This is a genomic window from Alphaproteobacteria bacterium (assembly GCA_016722515.1).
Taxonomy (GTDB): domain Bacteria; phylum Pseudomonadota; class Alphaproteobacteria; order Rickettsiales; family JADKJE01; genus JADKJE01.
On sequence record JADKJE010000009.1, the window covers coordinates 1 to 16,761 of the forward strand.

The window sequence follows — 16,761 nt, forward strand, 5'->3', positions numbered from 1 at the left end:
CATGTTGGCTGGTAGCACTGTGTTGCCGAGTCCAGCTTTCGCGGCTGCAATCGTACCGGCAAGGCTGGGGCTGGTGTAGGCTATGGCCACGGCTTTTGCTTTATCCAGCGCAACCAGAGCCCGCGCACGATATATACAAGGCTGCGGTGATAATACTAACGAAAGTGGTTCCTCCGGTGTGGTGATCGGAAGCTGCCCATACCAGAGGTTCAGCCAGACTTTTGTGCCCCCCTTGGTGGCTTTGGGGTCGCGCTTCACCAGTATCACATCGTAATCACCGCGCCGGAAACCATCGATTAGGTTCAGCGTGAGATCGCATGATACATTAAGCTGCACTACGCGGATGGTGCTGGAAGGACGAAAGAACCTCGGGTAATAATGGGTGGCAAAATCCTCCGGCGTGCCGAGGCGTATTTGTCTTCTAACATCCGGCTCCCTCAGGCGACTATAGGCTTCCCACTGCAGCTGGATAATGCGCTTAAGTAGCCAAGGAAAATCTCGCCCTGATCGGTGAGCTTCACCTTGCGCCGGGCGATCAAAGAGTTGGCATCCCAAACCATCTTCGAGCTTCTAACTTATTTGTAGCTAAGAGTCGGTGTGTTCGCCTAACCACTTCCGCCGCATGGCTGAACGTGCCTGTTTCTGCAATGGAAAGCTAAAGCTCTTTAGCGTTAGGGTATCGGTGTGGAATGGCATGCTTTACCTATGAGTTATTCTCATACTATATATGATAACTATTAATTTTCAATATGGTTAATTCCATCGTAATCTTAACTTACTAACCACAAAAGCAAAGAATTTTATGGAATTCTGTACCTCATATCCCAAAACATACTCTCTCCGCCATTCAATTCTTTGCCCTTGGCATCGCAGCGGGGTTTCGTAAATCAGACCTGGAAGTACCAGATAGCATCAGCCGGTATCTTTCCATCTATCTGATGATGGCAATCGGTCTGAAAGGCGGCGTAGCCATCGCTAATACGCAAGAATTTACACCACAGATATTATTAGCCATTAGTGGTGGATTCGCGGTGAGTCTTCTGCTGCCGTTTCTTTCCCTACAGCATCTTGCGACTAACCACGAATCTTGATCGCCCAACGGCTGCTGCCGTTGCCGCGCATTACGGCTCGATCAGTATGGTGACCTTCGCCACCGCCACCACCTTCTTAAAAAGTAACGACATCGCTTACGCAGGCTATATCGTAGCCATCCTCGCGCTGATGGAAGCACCGGCTATTCTTACAGGACTTTTTATCGCACTTAAAACCGCAACCGAAACACGCACTCACAAAAGGAAGAGAAAACTCTCCCGCGAGATTTTACGAACGGCGCTGAACTGCTGCTTTTCGGAGCATTTCTAATTGGCTGGATTACTGGCCAGCCGGGTTTTTGATAAGGTATCAGGCTTCTTGGATGCGCCATTTCCAAGGCATCCTCTGCCTGTTCCTCCTCGATATGGGATTGCTGGTGGCCAAGAACCTGCATCACCTCAAGAGCTTAACTTGGCCGCTGGCGCTGTTTGCGCATCTACATGCCAATCATCGGCGCAAGCATTGGCGTTAGCATCGAGTTGGCCCATCGGCCTTGCAGATCGGCACCGGCATTGCTCACGGTGTTGTGCGGTAGCGCCTCTATATCGCAGTGCCTGCTGCTATGCGCCTTGCCCTGCACTGCAGAAGCTAAGGCTGCGATTTATGTGCCGATGAGCCTTGCCATTACCTTCCTTTAACGTGACGCTGGGCATCCCACTCTATTTCGCCATCGCCACCCGACTGCTTAACCACTAACCGAAAACCGGATCTTGGAGTTTATTGAGGTGATTGAGAGCATCGCAATTTCTTTAGCATGAGATATTCGTCATAGTAGTCATTTCCAATTTTCAGTGCGTCCGGCTCTGACTATAAACAAATAAAGCCATGCTTTTTATATAGTGCAGTAGCGGCCTCATTATTTGTGGCAACCGTTAGATGGATTTGTTCATGTGTCGGCTTAACATACCCTAACATGCTCAACTAAAGTGCTGGCAATGCCCTTGCGATATTCTGGCTTTACATAAAGTCCAAATAGTACAGCACGGTGTTTAAGATTGCCGGGCTGCATTGCAAATATTCCGACTAGACCTACCATTTCGCCATCTGTTTCATAGGCAAACATTGTCCCTCTTCTGAGGGAATCATGAACCATGCTTCATCTTGTTCTGCACATTTTCAAATGACTCACCAAATGATTCAGGATTAAGTTTGACGGCCTCAAGCCTTAATACTTTCCACTGCTGAAAATCATTTTCTGTAAGTTGCAGAATCACTGTTAGAACCGCTCATCTCGTTGAATTGCCCAATTTCTATCCAAATCCGAGCAAATTGGGTATCGGAAATTTAGAACCAGAGCCAACTCTTTGTCCCACACGGAATTGAACCGCTTTTGCGTATACTAGTTCTGAAGTGGTGCCCCTGGCCGGACTCGAACCAGCACGCCTCGCGGCAGTAGATTTTGAGTCTACCGCGTCTACCAATTCCACCACAGGGGCAACGACAGATCACGGAGGATAACTTAGAATGATAGATAAAGGCAAGTGTTTTTTGAGTGGGGTGTCGTCTGTCTTCTCATTTTTTATACGATATCAACGTGAAAGCATTGCCATTACGATAAGAAAAAGGAGCGCTTACCTATAATCGGCAATCCAGCACAATAGTGAATACGCTGCCGCCGTAATTCCTCATGTCCTTACCTGGATGCATTCAATGCTTTGGCATGTTTCAAGTGCTCACTCAGTGTCGGCAATGTTTCCGTAGCAAATTCTTTTAATACAGGATCTTCACCGTTTCTTGAATAATCCGTAAACAGGCTCACAGCCTCTTTATGTGCTTTTATTTGCTCTTTGATATAGAGCTTCTCATACTCTTCACCTGATGTTCCCTCAAGTTCTTTAATGATTTTTTGATGTTTTTCATCAAGCTTATCCGTGGCCTGTGCATGTGATTTTTTAGAATTATGCAGCGCTTCTGTCAGCTTATGTGCTGTTTTAGTATGATCATCAATCATGCGTTGAGCAAAATTCTTAATTTCAGCATCTTGTGATTTTTCAAGGGTAATTTTGCCAGCTTCCATTTCGAATTCATTGGCAACGGATGCTTCATGAACAAAATCTTTATCAGAAGTAGAGGCATAAACAGCAGCTGAAGCCATACAGATCAAGCTAACCATACCAACCATCATTACAGTGTGTTTTTTCATAACTATCCTTTATCCAACTCTATTATGTCTATCAGAGCGCCTATGATTTTGACGCGCCATCCCTCTATCGTTACGGTAACAGCATCGAAATAAATTTCCCATAGACAGTTGGGGATAAATTATAAAGAAATGATAAATGTTGGAATCGCTGTCCATCACCGAACATTAGAATAAAAAAAAACTCCCCTCCAGATTTGGAGGGGAGTTTTTAATGTGTCTCTTAAACGTCTAATTAGAAGAAACGACGTTTTTTCTTAGGCGCTTCACCGCCATCGAAACCATCATTATTAAATTCACGAGGTTGAGCTTGAGGCTCACGTGGTTGCTCGCGATGCTCATGAGACTGGTGCTCATGATGCTCACGAGGCTCTCTGTGTTCACGATGATCACGATCGCCGCCACGGTTTTCACTACGGCCACCTCTATCGCCACCGCGGTCACCGCCACGGTCGCCTCTATCACCACGATCACGACGCTCGCCTCTGTCGCCACCACGGCCGCCTCTATCACCACCACGGTCACCACGAGAATCGCCACGACCACCGCCACCGCTACGACGCGGAGCTTCAGCATCATCTAATGCGCCTTCAGCAACTTCACCGGTTTCCTGGTTAACGCGTTTCATAGACAGACGGAATTTACCGCGATCAATACCAAGTAATACGACTTTAACCACATCACCTACATTGAGATGATCCTCAACTGCATGAACACGTGCGTCCATAATTTCACTGACGTGAACCAGACCTTCGCGGGCACCCATGAATCTAACAAAAGCACCAAATTCAGCCGTTTTCATGACCGGACCTTCATAGACTTTACCTACTTCAGGTTCGTCAATAATGCCAGTGATCATTTCAAGAGCTTTATCAAAGTTAGCACCTTGCTGAGCAAAGATATTGACCTTACCTGTGTCATCAATATCAATCTTACAACCGCTAAGCTCGGTAATTTCACGAATCACTTTACCGCCTGTTCCGATAATTTCACGAATCTTGTCGGTTGGTACCATCAAGGTATGAATACGTGGAGCGTTTTCACTCAATTGAGCATGTTCAGGCAGCGAAGATTTCATAACCGATAAAATATGTAAGCGGCCAGCTTTTGCTTGATCCAGTGCTTTAGACATAATCTCGGTAGTGATACCGTTAATTTTAATATCCATTTGCAGCGCAGTGATACCGTTTTCAGTACCAGCCACTTTGAAATCCATATCGCCCAGATGATCTTCATCACCGAGGATATCAGACAATACCGCATATTTATCGCCTTCAAGGATCAACCCCATGGCAATACCAGCAACAGGAGCTTTAAGCGTAACGCCTGCATCCATCATCGCCAACGTTGCACCACAGACGGTAGCCATAGACGACGAACCATTTGATTCGGTAATCTCAGACACGATACGCATTGAATATGGGAATTCCATACGGTCAGGAAGCATTGGACGAATTGCACGCCAAGCCAGTTTACCGTGACCAATTTCACGACGTCCAGGTGGACGCAATTGAGTGGCTTCACCAACAGAATAAGGAGGAAAATTATAATGCAACAGGAAATGCTGCTTACGATCACCTTCTAGATCATCGATAATCTGCTCATCTTGAGACGTACCTAACGTGGCCACTACGATCGCTTGCGTCTCACCACGAGTGAAAAGTGCCGAACCATGCGTACGTGGCAAAATGCCTGTTTCGCAGACAATTTGACGAATATCAGAAAGACTACGGCCATCAATACGTTTGCCGTTATCCAAGATATTACCACGAACAATTTCGCTCTCTAATTTTTTAATTAAACCAGAGGTGACCAGATCGTCATAAGCTTCGGCTTGTGCCGCTTTAACCGATTCTTTGGTTGTCGCTTTAACCGCATCAATCTTCTCATGGCGAGCTTGTTTTTGACGCTCTTCATAAGCCGTACGGAAACCAGCTTCCGCCTGAGCTTTAACGCTTTGATATAAAGCGCTGCGATCAGGTACTTGGAAAGCAAATGGAGTAGGATTCACTGCTGCTTTAAATGATTCGATCAAATCGATCACCGGTTGCATTTGTTTATGACCCGAACTCACTGCTTCCAACATAATCGCTTCAGACAGTTCGCTTGCTTCAGACTCAACCATTAATACGGATTGTCTGGTTCCGGCAACAACGAGGTCAAGTTGCGTTCCTTCTAAATCGGCGGTTTGCGGATTATAGATATATTGGCCATCTTTATACGCAACTTTAATACCAGCAACAGGTCCTTCAAAAGGAATACCCGAAATAGCCAGCGCCGCAGAGGCACCTACCAAAGACGGAATATCGCTGTCATTTTCACCATCATACGAAAGAACCGTACAGACCACTTGGGTTTCATGATAAAACCCATTTGGAAATAACGGACGAATCGGACGATCGATCAAACGTGAAATTAACACTTCACGTTCTGATGGTTTACCTTCACGTTTGAAGAAGCCACCAGGAATCTTACCGGCGGCATAGGCTTTTTCGATGTGGTTCACTGTCAAAGGAAAGAAATCCACATTTGGATTTACTTTCTTTGAAAAGGTTACTGCACACAAAACGGCAGTTTGACCATACGTTACCATGACCGCACCATCTGCCTGACGGGCAAACTTACCCGTAGACAACGTCAGGGTGCGACCACACCACGTTATTTCTTTCTTAATTTCATTAAACATTATGAATCCTTTCCCGCTAGCCAGGATGCGCCAGTCCCAGACAATTAATAACTACTTACGTAAGCCCAAACGCTTAATCAAATTCTCGTAACGCTCAGTATCTTTGCGTTTAAGATAGTCTAACAAACGGCGGCGGCGCCCTACCAAAATTAACAAACCACGGCGAGAGCTAAAATCTTTTTTGTTTGTTGACAAATGCGCCGTCAGGTTGTTGACACGCTCAGTGATAATAGCGACTTGAACCTCTGGGGAACCTGTATCGCCTTTAACTTGAGCAAATTCTTTAATTAATTCTTGTTTACGTGCTGCTTCAATCGACATCGATCTTCTCCTAAATATTAAAGATTAATAATCCGTTTTGGTTTCAACATTCCCCCTTGGCAAACACCAAAGGCTAATAACGAACCCTCAAAAACCACCCTTACTTCTGTTTGTGTTTGGGTAGCTGCGATGGCCTCTGTTACTGGAATGACTTGACCAAAACGAAGTCGCTTTGCTTGCTCGCTATTAACGGACAGAACCGGGATGTCGTCCAGCAGCCTATCCAACGGCAATAAAGCTTTTCCTAGGTCGGCATTATGCACCAACTCCTCACACTTATCTAGTGAAATCGTATCCGCTTCCACAAATCGCCCCAATTTAATACGGCGCAACATGCTAATATGTCCACACGCTCCTAAATGACGGGCTAAATCCCTGGATAACGAACGTACATAGGTGCCTTTAGAGCAATGAACTTCAAAGGTCGATTGCCCGTTATCAGAGCCTAAACATACAAATGAATAGAGATGAACCCTGCGCGATTTCAGTTCAAATTCCTGCCCTTGCCGTGCTAAATCATAGGCACGCTTTCCATCAACTTTGATAGCAGAAAACTGTGGAGGAATTTGGTCAATCTCTCCGGCAAAATGGCTAAGTGCCTCTTTAATGGCATCATCAGAGGGAAGGACATCCGAGACAGCGGTTATCTCCCCTTCTCTATCCTCGGTAGAGCGTGATTCTCCCCATTGGATGCTAAACCGGTAAGCCTTATCAGCACATGTAACATAACCAGCGGTTTTGGTTGCTTCACCTAGGGCCAACGGCAAAATACCCGTGGCCAAGGGATCTAATGTTCCCGCATGTCCTACCTTTTCACCCACCAGGCGCTTAATTTTCGCAACCACTTGAGCAGACGTAATACCCTCAGGTTTATCAATTAACAACCAACCATGAGTCCCTGGTTTCGCAGAATTAATCATCCTGCTCCTCTTGATGGCTGATATGAGGGATTTCGTCCTGATCGGGAGTATAACTGGCCAAAAATCTTACTTCCGCAGGGACCGTATCAATCACAAAATAAAGCTCAGGCGAATAACGCAAATTCAGTTTAGGAGTAATGGAGCGCCTGATTTGCTGGCTTAATTCGTTCAATAATTTAACCGCAATCTTCGCATCCTCAGTATTCATAATCGTCACAAAAATTTTGGCGTGACGCAAATCCTGAGACACGTGAACCAACGGGATATCAATGAACGCGCCTTTTAATTCAGGCTCATAAAAACCAGTCGTCGTAAAATACTCATACAGGCTCCGTTGAACCAGTTGGCCTACTTTTTTCTGACGTGGTGAACCGCCTTGCGGAAACATTTTACTCATAGAGGTTACAAGCTACGCTTTTCTTCAATAATTTCGTACGCTTCAATCACATCTCCAGCTTTAAGATCCGTATAATTTTCAAAAGCCATACCGCACTCAAAATTGGTATTGACCTCTTTTACATCATCCTTAAAGCGACGGAGGGTTTTTAAAGCCCCATCATGAACCACAACGTTATCGCGAAGCAAGCGCACTTGGCATCCACGTTTAAACATACCATCCACCACAAAACAACCTGCGATTTTACCGAATTTAGTTAAGTTGAACACTTCACGAATTTCTGCAGAACCCAGATAATTTTCACGGCGATGCGGTTTAAGCATACCACTTAGGGCGTTGCGTACATCATCAACCAGATTATAAATAATCGAGTAATACCGAACATCCACGCCTTCTTTGTGGGCCAAATCTTTGGCCGGAGCATTCGGGCGGACGTTAAAGCAGACAACAATCGCATTAGATGCCGATGCCAGCGCAATATCCGACTCAGTCACAGCACCCACCGCACCATGGAGTACACGCACGGTTACTTCTGATGTTGAAAGCTTAGCCAGGCTTGAACTAATAGCCTCTAAAGATCCCTGTACGTCAGTTTTCACCACAATCGGTAATTCTTTTACAGCACCTTCTGAGACCCTGGCGAATAAATCCTCCAGGCTCATTTTCTCGGCCGCTGCGGCACGTTGGTCTAATCTGCGTTTCAAACGATATTCAACGATGTCACGAGCCTGACGTTCCGACTCAACCGCAGCCACCACTTCACCTGCCATTGGCGCTTCACTCAATCCAAGCACCTCAACTGGCATAGACGGTTCCGCATGGCTAATCGCACGCCCTTTATCATCGGCAATGGTTCTTACTTTACCATAAGCCGTACCGGTAACGATAATATCACCTTGACGAAGGGTTCCTTTTTGAACCAGGATGGTGGCAATAACACCACGATTTTTATCAACGCGCGACTCAATCACGGCACCACGCACTAAACGGTCAGGATTGGCTTTCAATTCCAACACCTCGGCTTGCAGCATGATCGCTTCTTCGAGTTTATCAAGATTGGTTTTTGCTTTCGCCGATACATCAACACAGATGATGTCACCACCAAATTCTTCAGGGACTAAATTGTGCGAGAGCAATTCATTACGGACGCGCTGAGAATCTGCACCGGGTTTATCCATTTTATTGATAGCCACAATGATAGGAACATTCGCCGCACGAGCGTGGTTAATCGCCTCAACCGTTTGTGCCATAATGCCGTCATCCGCAGCAACCACAAGCACCACGATATCTGTCACTTTAGCACCGCGTGAGCGCATTTCAGTGAAGGCCTCGTGACCTGGTGTATCAATAAAGGTAATTTTATATCCCTGATCGGTAACAATCTGATACGCACCAATATGCTGAGTAATCCCCCCAGCCTCTCTGGCGACAACATCCGTTTCACGAAGGGCATCAAGCAATGAAGTCTTACCGTGATCAACGTGACCCATAATGGTTACCACCGGAGGACGCGTAAGTAGCGTTGCTTGATCATCTTCTCTATCAGCAATAATAGCTTCAACGTCTGATTCAGCTACACGGTGAATACGATGGCCAAATTCCTGAACGATTAATTCTGCTACATCGGCATCAATGGTTTGATTGGCGGTAACCACCATTCCCATTTTCATCAACGAGCGAATAATATCAGTAGCTCGGGTTGCCATACGATTGGCTAATTCCTGAACCGTAATAAATTCAGGAACGATAACATCGCGGACGATTTCTTCATGCTGCCTGTTATTAACATTACGTTTGGCTTTTTCTTTTTGACGAGCCCGCCTGATAGCCGACAAGCTGCGACCACGATCTTCCTCTTCTTCCTGGAAGACATCCAAACGCAACTTACCCGTAGCCGCTTTGCGTTCATCTTCGCGTTCACGCTTAGTTTTGGTTACCGTTACTTCATCACGGCGCGCGCGACGTACCCGATTGGCTTCCGACTCTTCATCATCTTCAATGGTATCTAACGGATTACTCATACGATTCTGATAATCTTTAGACTGTTTTAACTCTGGTGCTACTGGCTTAACAGGCGCAGCCAAAAGCTGTTCCACTTCAGCAACGATCGCCGTCTCATCTGTGGCGGTCTCTTTTTGATTATCATCAACCGAAGATTCTGGTTCAGACTCAGTTTCAGCATTGACAGTGGCTTCAGATTCACTGGCAGCCTGACTCTTAGCCAAGGCATCCTGCTCAATCTGTTCTGCACGTCGCTGCTGTTCTTCAACTTCCTTCTCACGGTCCATGTGCGCTTGCTCAATGACTTTTAAGCGTTTTTGACGCTCATCACTGGTCAGGCCCTTGCCATCGCTATCATGATGGACAACATGGGTTTCCGTATCGAATTTTTTAGCAGGAGCACTGGTTTGAGCACCAATGATGTTGCCCTTTTCGTCACGGATAAATTCCCGTTTACGCTTAACCTCAACCGTCACCTGTGGCTGCGAATGCTGGCCACGTGTATGGACTGTAGGTGCTGCAGTTGGTTTACGCAGTCCCAAAGTCAGTATTTTCTTTCCGTCTTGTTTATGATCTTCTGTCATTCTTTTTTACTCAGTCAATTAACTTTTAGGCCCATTATACATTATCAAACGCTGACATGCTTCAACAAAAGCCCGTGTTACCGAACTTTCCTTCAGCCATAGATGAACAGCGTTTTCCTTTCCCAAGACACTCGAAAGTTCCTCGCGGGAAAATATCTGATCCAGTATTAAACTGCAGCCACGTGCAGTGTACTGCAATTTACGCTTTCCTTCAACACTTGCGTCACAAGCCTGCACTAATATACCTTGATGCCCCTTTTCCAGGCGTATAACGATCTTTTCAAACCCCGTCAACACGACCCCAGACCGGTTAGCCATTCCTAACATGGACAATGCTTTATGCTTTAAAATGGCTGCCACTTTATCCGCAAAATCTTCCCCACATACCACCTCATTCCAGCCATCCCGTGCGGCTAATGTTTGAACAAAACTCTCTATGACCCAACGACGGCAGGCTACATAACCACACTGTCCCGGCAGGTTTTGTCCAATATCAACGACTAATTGATGAGTTGGAGACACCACCAAACGTAATGCGTCTGTTAAAAGGAGCTCATCTCCGGTAACCAGGCACACAATCTGTGCGCCTGGTTTTCCTGATGAATCTTTACTAGACATGGTAATAGCCCCTAGGACCAGAACCTATTCCTTGTTACCTTCTTCTTCGAACCAATGAGAACGGGCTTTCATAATCACTTCATCAACCTGTTTATGATTTAAACCAGATTGTGGAGCCAGCTCTTCAAACTCATCGTGAGAAAGATTCGCTAGATCATCCAGTGTTTTTACGCCTTTCTTCGCTAATTCAATGATTAACTCAGTCGTCACGTGCGGTAAATCAAGCAATTCAGCTTGAATTCCAAGCTCACTCAATTGACCCTGGGTATTGGCTTCTTTTTCATTCAAATAGGTACGTGCTCTATGTTGCAATTCAGCAGCAATATCTGCATCAAAGCCTTCAATTGCTTCTAATTCCTGAGGATCAACATACGCAATTTCCTCGATATTGCTAAAGCCTTCTACTGCAAGTAATTGAGCAATCACATCTTCTACATGGAGACCTTCAATAAAGCGTGAAGACGTTGTTTGGAATTCTTCAGCGCGACGTTTAGATTCGTCTTCTTCGGTCATCACATCGATACGCCAACCAACCAACTCAGCAGCAAGCCTTACATTCTGACCACGGCGTCCAATGGCTAAACTAAGCTGATCATTAGGAACCACCACCTCTAAACGATGGCGCGATTCATCGATAATCACTTTACTTACCTGAGCTGGGGCCAACGCATTAACAACAAATGTTGCCGGGTCAGCTGCCCATAAAACGATATCAATTTTCTCACCTTGTAATTCATTAATAACAGCCTGAACACGGGCTCCACGAACACCTACGCACGAACCGATCGGATCAATGCTTGGGTCATTCGAGTAAACCGCAATCTTAGCACGAGAACCAGGCTCACGGGCAACCGATTTAATTTCGATCACTTTGTCGTAAACTTCCGGAACTTCCTGTTCAAACAATTTTGCCATAAATTTATTGGCAGTACGTGACAAGAAAATCTGAGGACCTTTAACTTCCCTACGCACATCTTCAATGTAAGCACGTAGACGGTCGTTAATACGATAGGATTCACCTTTCACCATTTTATCACGTCTCAATACGGCTTCGGCACTGCCGATAGCCACCACGATATTGCCAAAGTCAATTCGACGGACAACACCATTGGCAATTTCACCAACTCGGTCTTTAAAGTCTTGGAACTGCACATCACGCTCAGCATGACGTACTTTGCTGATAATCACCTGTTTAGCCGACTGCGCCGCAACACGTCCCAAATCAATCGGAGGAAGCGGTTCGGAGATAACATCGCCTACTTTAACATCAGGATAACTAACCAGCGCATCGGTCAAACGAATGGTATTAAAGGTATTTTCTTCTACTGCCCCATCGCCATCATCATCCTGCTGCGTTGGCTTTTCTGACACTTTATCAGAAATACTGGCATCGTCAGAAACAACGGATAATTCACGGAACAAACGTATTTCGCCGGTTTTACGGTCAATTTCGGCACGGATATTATGTTCATATCCGTATTTTCTACGCCCTGCAACCCGAATACCAAACTCCATGGCTTGGATCACGGCATCGCGGTCTACGCCTTTTTCACGTGCCACGGCATCGGCGATTTGCAAGATCTCTGTGTTTCCGAAACTTTTCTTTTGCATAAATACTCCTAGCGAATATTAGTCTTTAATGTGAATTTTTGGCTTTGGTTTTTGGTTTAGCTTTAGCATTTGTTTTAGGCTTGGTATCTGTTTTAGGCTTAAATTCGGCTTGAGGCTCAATCTCTGGCTCAAGGCCCCTCATCGCAGCCTTAACCAGCGAATCGTTAATGACTAACTTTACATGGTGAACAGCTGCAAACGGAATGACCACATCCACTTTGTCTACGTTAACGTTAAGTGCATGTTCCAAAACAGCTTGCAGTTTTCCTCTGAAATGCTTTCGGCCTCCTATAGGATCTGCTGTAAGCCTTATTTCATAGCCGATATGGGCTTTTAAATCTTCAATACTCGTCAATGGCCTGTCCATTCCAGGTGAGCTCACTTCGAGATTATAATGGCCTGGGATAGGATCATCAACGTCAAGCAATACCGACACATGGTTGCTCACCAAGGCACAATCATCAACCGAGATCACCTTATCAGATTCCAAATGGTCGATCATTATTTGCAGTGTACGCCCAGCGGATTCTAGGAATCGCACCTGAACCAGACGAAACCCCTCACGCCCAATAGCGGGCTCCAGTAAGTTCCATACGGTAGTTTCGAGCGTATTAAACCGTCCAATTAGCATTATGAATGTACCCAAATTTCAAGCAAACAAAAAGGCGGGTAAAACCCACCTTGCCTTGCGGGGTATACTATCCTAAGTTTCCGTACGATGCAAGTTTTAAATTTTCATCGCCAGACTTATCTCAACACCACCCGCTAACTCTACGGGTTTCAACGAGGGAGCCAGCATAACAACGCTTATACGACCAGCACAATTCCATTATACGCAGCTGGCCAAAAGGAGATCCTAGCAATTAGAAATAGGAAGGAAGTATCAAGCCTAAAATGCCTGAAGATGATGGAACGTGAGCAAGCGCAACGCACTCAAAAACAAGAGGTCTATTTTATGTCTTATGAAACTCATTTTGCTTGTAAACCAAGTCGCATTTGACCTCAAGCACTAAATCAAAATCTTCACTGGACACCACTCCCCTGGAACAGGGGATATAATAAGAGTATGGTTTGTAGCAATATGGGGAAATGAAATCAAACCTTCTAAAGGCGATATAGACCGATCAAATTGGAGCGGGTGAAGAGATTCGAACTCTCGACCCTAACCTTGGCAAGGTTATGCTCTACCCCTGAGCTACACCCGCTCAATCCAATCAGGTAGGGAGTACTATACGCAAAAAAAACAAGTTTGCAAGCATCCTATCGAAAATTTTTAATTATTTTTTAAGACAGGCCCAGATGCCCTTTGAATTGCCTTAAAAAGACGATCCCTATTCAGGATGCCAGCCATCTCAATTCCATGCGTTGCGTTTGGTCCATAAACCACCATAAACGGAATACCATACGCATTATGTTTGTGCAGAAACGCGTCTATGATCTCCGATTTATTCGTCAAATCGCCTTTCATTAACACAATGTTGGGGGTGTTCAGTTTAGCCATCACATCGCTTCGATTGAGGACAAATAATTCATTCACCTTGCAATTCACACACCAATCGGCAGTGATATCAACCACGACCACTTTACCTTTCGCCACAGCAGGAGCAATCATCGATTCCTCAAATGGGCTCCAAAGACGGTCGATTTTGTGCTGCTGCTCCTGTTGTCGCTTGAACATGTGAAAGGGTAAAATAAACATCAGGCATATAATCACCAGAAGTGAACCCATTTTAACCCATCGATGCTTTAAGAAGTTTAATTTGGGCTGCACCACAAACTTAAGTATAATACTAAGCAATAATAAAACAGAAACGGCCGGTGTTCCAATCTGCCCAGAAAGTATCCACATCAACCATAATGCCGTACCAAACAATAACGCACCAAATAGTTTTTTGACCCACTCCATCCACGGCCCTGGCTTTGGTAACCCGTGCACTACTTTAGGAAACAGGCTGACTGCAAAGAAAGGAAGTGCCAGCCCCAATCCCATGACCAGGAAGATAACCAGGATGTCGATCGAGTTTCGTGAAAGAGCAAAACTAACGGCAGTCCCTAAAAAAGGCGCGGTGCATGGAGTGGCTAAAACGGTTGCTATCATCCCGGTAAAAAAATGCTCCACTAAATGTTTTTCCATCCGTGCAGGACCTGTGACAAAGCGTTCCAACCACATAGGAATGTGAATGGTGAAGCCACCGAGCAAGCTGAGTGAAAACAACATGATGACGATCACTAATGCTATCAGAAAACGCGGCTCTTGAAAATGAAACCCCCATCCCACCGCCATTCCCAAGTGCCTGAAAGTAATAGTGGCCATTGCCAGAATAAGGAACGAAAAAACAATCCCGCAACCGGAAGCCAAAAATCCAAGTCGAATTTTACTAACTTCCATATCCCGGCTACGGATAACCCCGAGCAATTTTAGCGATAATACCGGCAATACACACGGCATTATATTCAGAATAAGGCCACCAAGCAATGCACATAAAAGTATAAATCCATAAGAAGCCACATCTGTAGAGGTAGTGACAAAGTCAGCCCGTGTGAGCTTTTCAACGCGGTGATCCCTATCTATCACGGTGATGGTCAGTGGATTCAGTACAGGCTTTTTATCTTTATCAATGGGGGTTAACTTGATAAGTGCTTTCAGTTCACGCCCACCGTGATATAAGCTTAAGGCAGGCACCTCCATCATCACCATCGGGTCAGCTATTTCTAAAATTACATCTGGATGAACAAATCCCTGGCTGGTAGCATTGACTGCCAGCATGTATGAGTGATCCGGTAACGTTTCAATCGCAGGCTGCCCTACATTTATAGAATCATCAGACGGTGCTTGCGGAACTTGTTTTAAAGCAAGCTGGTATTCTTTTAATGCTCCCAAATCATGATAATCTGCTGGTAAATCTATCGTGAAAACAGCACTTGCTGGAATACAGAGTTCGCTGCACACTGCATAGTCTGCCTTCAACAACAATTGGCTTGGCTGATGGGCATGTGGTGCTGTTATCACCAAAGGGAAGAAAACATGATCCTCATAACCATAGGTCACGGAACGCTGTTGATCATAAAATGTCACAAAACGCTGTGGTGCCGGCCACAAGACTTTAATCGTCTGCTGCTGTTTGGAATCCTGTAGTGTAAATTGTGGCGCTATTCCACCCTCTCCTGGAAAACGCCAATAGGTATGCCAGCCCTTTTTAAGTGTTATTTCAATTCCGACTAATAACTGCTCTGGATGTGTAGTATCCACACCTGCCACAACCACTCTGGCTTGGGCATGTTCATCGCCATTCCATTCGCTGTGATAAGCGTATGCTTGCAATCCAACCGAAGAGATCCCCATAACCAGGAGCCCCTGAAAAAGAAATGTCCACATCCGGAAATCAATAGATTTTTTAAAGAGTTCCTTTATAGTGCTAATCCACGGCATCTTGAATTTTTTCATGTGTTCACAATATATAATATAATACCAATAAAGGCGAAGGAAAGGCAACGATTACACCCCCAGGCGTATCTAGGCTGATTCTACATCGTTGATGTTACCAAGTAAAGGCATGGATATATGACTCAGAAAAAGGCTTCTCCAAAGGCACCGAAAAAAACAGCTCGGAAGCCAGCCCCCAAAACCGCAAAAGCTCTAAAAGCCTCTAAGGCAGTTGAATCTATAAAAACGGTTAAACCTAAAAAAGCCACCATGCCCAAAGCGGCCAATACAAAAAAGCCCGCAGCTAGACAGCGAAAATCATCCTCCAAACAAGGCTATCTCGCTGGATTAATGCTGGTTTCCACCCCACTCATCGAAACCGGAATTTTTACCAAAGCTGTTATTTATATATGCGCCCACGATGAGCAAGGGGCTATTGGTGTCGTAGTGAATCGGGTCATCAGCAATATTCAATGGTCCAAAGTACTTGAACAATTAAGTATCAGTTATGACTCTATTCCCGAAGGTACTATCCCCATCCATTTTGGTGGACCGATTGATGCCGATAAAGGTTATATTCTCCATTCTGCCGAATTTAAACATAACGAAATGTTCTCGATTCACAATAATATTGCCATCACCCCTAATGTAGATCTTCTCCATGAGATCGTTCAAAAAAAAGGGCCTAAAGACAGTATCTTTGTATTAGGTCATGCTGGCTGGTTACCCGGTCAACTTGAGGCTGAAATTGAGAAAAACATGTGGGTTCCCATAACAGCCGACTATGATCTTATCTTTGTGACCGATAACAGTTATAAATGGAATAAGGCCGTTAAATCACTTGGGTTTAATTGGTATCAGTATTCTACTGAAGTTGGGCATGCTTAGTATTGCACCGAATGTTTTTCTCCTGTAGACTGAAAAATCAATTATTTGTTCATTCATACATACGTAACACATGAAAACT

17 protein-coding genes and 2 tRNA genes are annotated in these 16,761 nt (G+C 45.1%); 5 read left to right on the forward strand and 14 right to left on the reverse strand.

What is annotated here, in order from left to right:
* On the reverse strand, positions 1 to 555 hold a 555-nt coding region (locus tag IPP74_13670; protein MBL0320320.1), incomplete at its 3' end, for a LysR family transcriptional regulator.
* A 242-nt stretch (positions 556 to 797) separates the two neighbouring features.
* On the opposite strand from IPP74_13670, the gene IPP74_13675 reads away from it, so the two are divergent.
* The 4 genes from IPP74_13675 to IPP74_13690 are packed head-to-tail and all read left to right on the forward strand — an operon-like array spanning position 798 to position 1,730.
* Positions 798 to 1,091 (forward strand): sodium-dependent bicarbonate transport family permease, encoded by a 294-nt coding sequence (locus IPP74_13675; GenBank protein MBL0320321.1) that lies wholly within the window; start codon positions 798 to 800, stop codon positions 1,089 to 1,091.
* The gene (locus IPP74_13680; GenBank protein MBL0320322.1) at positions 1,069 to 1,362 is read left to right on the forward strand and encodes a sodium-dependent bicarbonate transport family permease; all 294 of its coding nucleotides are present in this window, start codon (positions 1,069 to 1,071) and stop codon (positions 1,360 to 1,362) included. The genes IPP74_13675 and IPP74_13680 overlap by 23 nt, the downstream gene beginning before the upstream one ends.
* A gap of 52 nt (positions 1,363 to 1,414) precedes the next feature.
* Positions 1,415 to 1,564 carry a sodium-dependent bicarbonate transport family permease gene (locus tag IPP74_13685; GenBank protein MBL0320323.1) on the forward strand — a complete coding sequence of 50 codons (150 nt, stop codon included), beginning with the start codon at positions 1,415 to 1,417 and terminating at the stop codon, positions 1,562 to 1,564.
* Positions 1,533 to 1,730, forward strand: a complete 198-nt coding sequence (locus IPP74_13690; GenBank protein ID MBL0320324.1) for a hypothetical protein — start codon at positions 1,533 to 1,535, stop codon at positions 1,728 to 1,730. Before IPP74_13685 ends, IPP74_13690 begins: the two co-directional genes overlap by 32 nt.
* 260 nt (positions 1,731 to 1,990) lie before the next feature.
* On the opposite strand, the gene IPP74_13695 is transcribed toward IPP74_13690, so the two are convergent.
* From IPP74_13695 to IPP74_13755, 13 genes are all read right to left on the reverse strand, one after another.
* Positions 1,991 to 2,185 carry a GNAT family N-acetyltransferase gene (locus tag IPP74_13695; protein ID MBL0320325.1) on the reverse strand — a complete coding sequence of 65 codons (195 nt, stop codon included), beginning with the start codon at positions 2,183 to 2,185 and terminating at the stop codon, positions 1,991 to 1,993.
* A 258-nt stretch (positions 2,186 to 2,443) separates the two neighbouring features.
* Positions 2,444 to 2,528: transfer RNA gene (locus IPP74_13700), tRNA-Leu, on the reverse strand.
* 197 nt (positions 2,529 to 2,725) lie between these two features.
* Positions 2,726 to 3,235, reverse strand: a complete 510-nt coding sequence (locus tag IPP74_13705) for a DUF4142 domain-containing protein (protein ID MBL0320326.1) — start codon at positions 3,233 to 3,235, stop codon at positions 2,726 to 2,728.
* Between the two features lie 232 nt (positions 3,236 to 3,467).
* A complete protein-coding gene (pnp, locus tag IPP74_13710) occupies positions 3,468 to 5,918 on the reverse strand; it encodes a polyribonucleotide nucleotidyltransferase (protein MBL0320327.1) in 2,451 nt (816 codons plus the stop codon).
* A gap of 51 nt (positions 5,919 to 5,969) precedes the next feature.
* The gene (rpsO, locus tag IPP74_13715) at positions 5,970 to 6,239 is read right to left on the reverse strand and encodes a 30S ribosomal protein S15 (GenBank protein ID MBL0320328.1); all 270 of its coding nucleotides are present in this window, start codon (positions 6,237 to 6,239) and stop codon (positions 5,970 to 5,972) included.
* A 17-nt stretch (positions 6,240 to 6,256) separates the two neighbouring features.
* Positions 6,257 to 7,159, reverse strand: coding sequence for a tRNA pseudouridine(55) synthase TruB (gene truB, locus IPP74_13720; GenBank protein ID MBL0320329.1), 903 nt, complete (start codon positions 7,157 to 7,159; stop codon positions 6,257 to 6,259).
* Complete coding sequence (locus tag IPP74_13725) at positions 7,152 to 7,556, reverse strand: ribosome-binding factor A (GenBank protein ID MBL0320330.1); 405 nt, start codon at positions 7,554 to 7,556, stop codon at positions 7,152 to 7,154. Before IPP74_13725 ends, truB begins: the two co-directional genes overlap by 8 nt.
* Positions 7,557 to 7,561: 5 nt before the next feature.
* Complete coding sequence (infB, locus tag IPP74_13730; protein ID MBL0320331.1) at positions 7,562 to 10,141, reverse strand: translation initiation factor IF-2; 2,580 nt, start codon at positions 10,139 to 10,141, stop codon at positions 7,562 to 7,564.
* 18 nt (positions 10,142 to 10,159) lie between these two features.
* Complete coding sequence (locus tag IPP74_13735) at positions 10,160 to 10,759, reverse strand: hypothetical protein (protein ID MBL0320332.1); 600 nt, start codon at positions 10,757 to 10,759, stop codon at positions 10,160 to 10,162.
* Positions 10,760 to 10,783: 24 nt separating this feature from the next.
* Entirely contained in the window at positions 10,784 to 12,370 is a 1,587-nt protein-coding gene (gene nusA / locus IPP74_13740; protein MBL0320333.1) for a transcription termination/antitermination protein NusA, read from the reverse strand.
* A gap of 25 nt (positions 12,371 to 12,395) precedes the next feature.
* On the reverse strand, positions 12,396 to 13,001 hold the full coding sequence (locus tag IPP74_13745; protein ID MBL0320334.1) for a ribosome maturation factor RimP: 606 nt from the start codon (positions 12,999 to 13,001) through the stop codon (positions 12,396 to 12,398).
* A 499-nt stretch (positions 13,002 to 13,500) separates the two neighbouring features.
* Positions 13,501 to 13,575, reverse strand: a tRNA-Gly gene (locus IPP74_13750).
* Between the two features lie 68 nt (positions 13,576 to 13,643).
* The gene (locus tag IPP74_13755) at positions 13,644 to 15,815 is read right to left on the reverse strand and encodes a thioredoxin family protein (protein ID MBL0320335.1); all 2,172 of its coding nucleotides are present in this window, start codon (positions 15,813 to 15,815) and stop codon (positions 13,644 to 13,646) included.
* A gap of 117 nt (positions 15,816 to 15,932) precedes the next feature.
* On the opposite strand from IPP74_13755, the gene IPP74_13760 reads away from it, so the two are divergent.
* Entirely contained in the window at positions 15,933 to 16,682 is a 750-nt protein-coding gene (locus tag IPP74_13760) for a YqgE/AlgH family protein (protein MBL0320336.1), read from the forward strand.
* Positions 16,683 to 16,761: the final 79 nt, after the last annotated feature.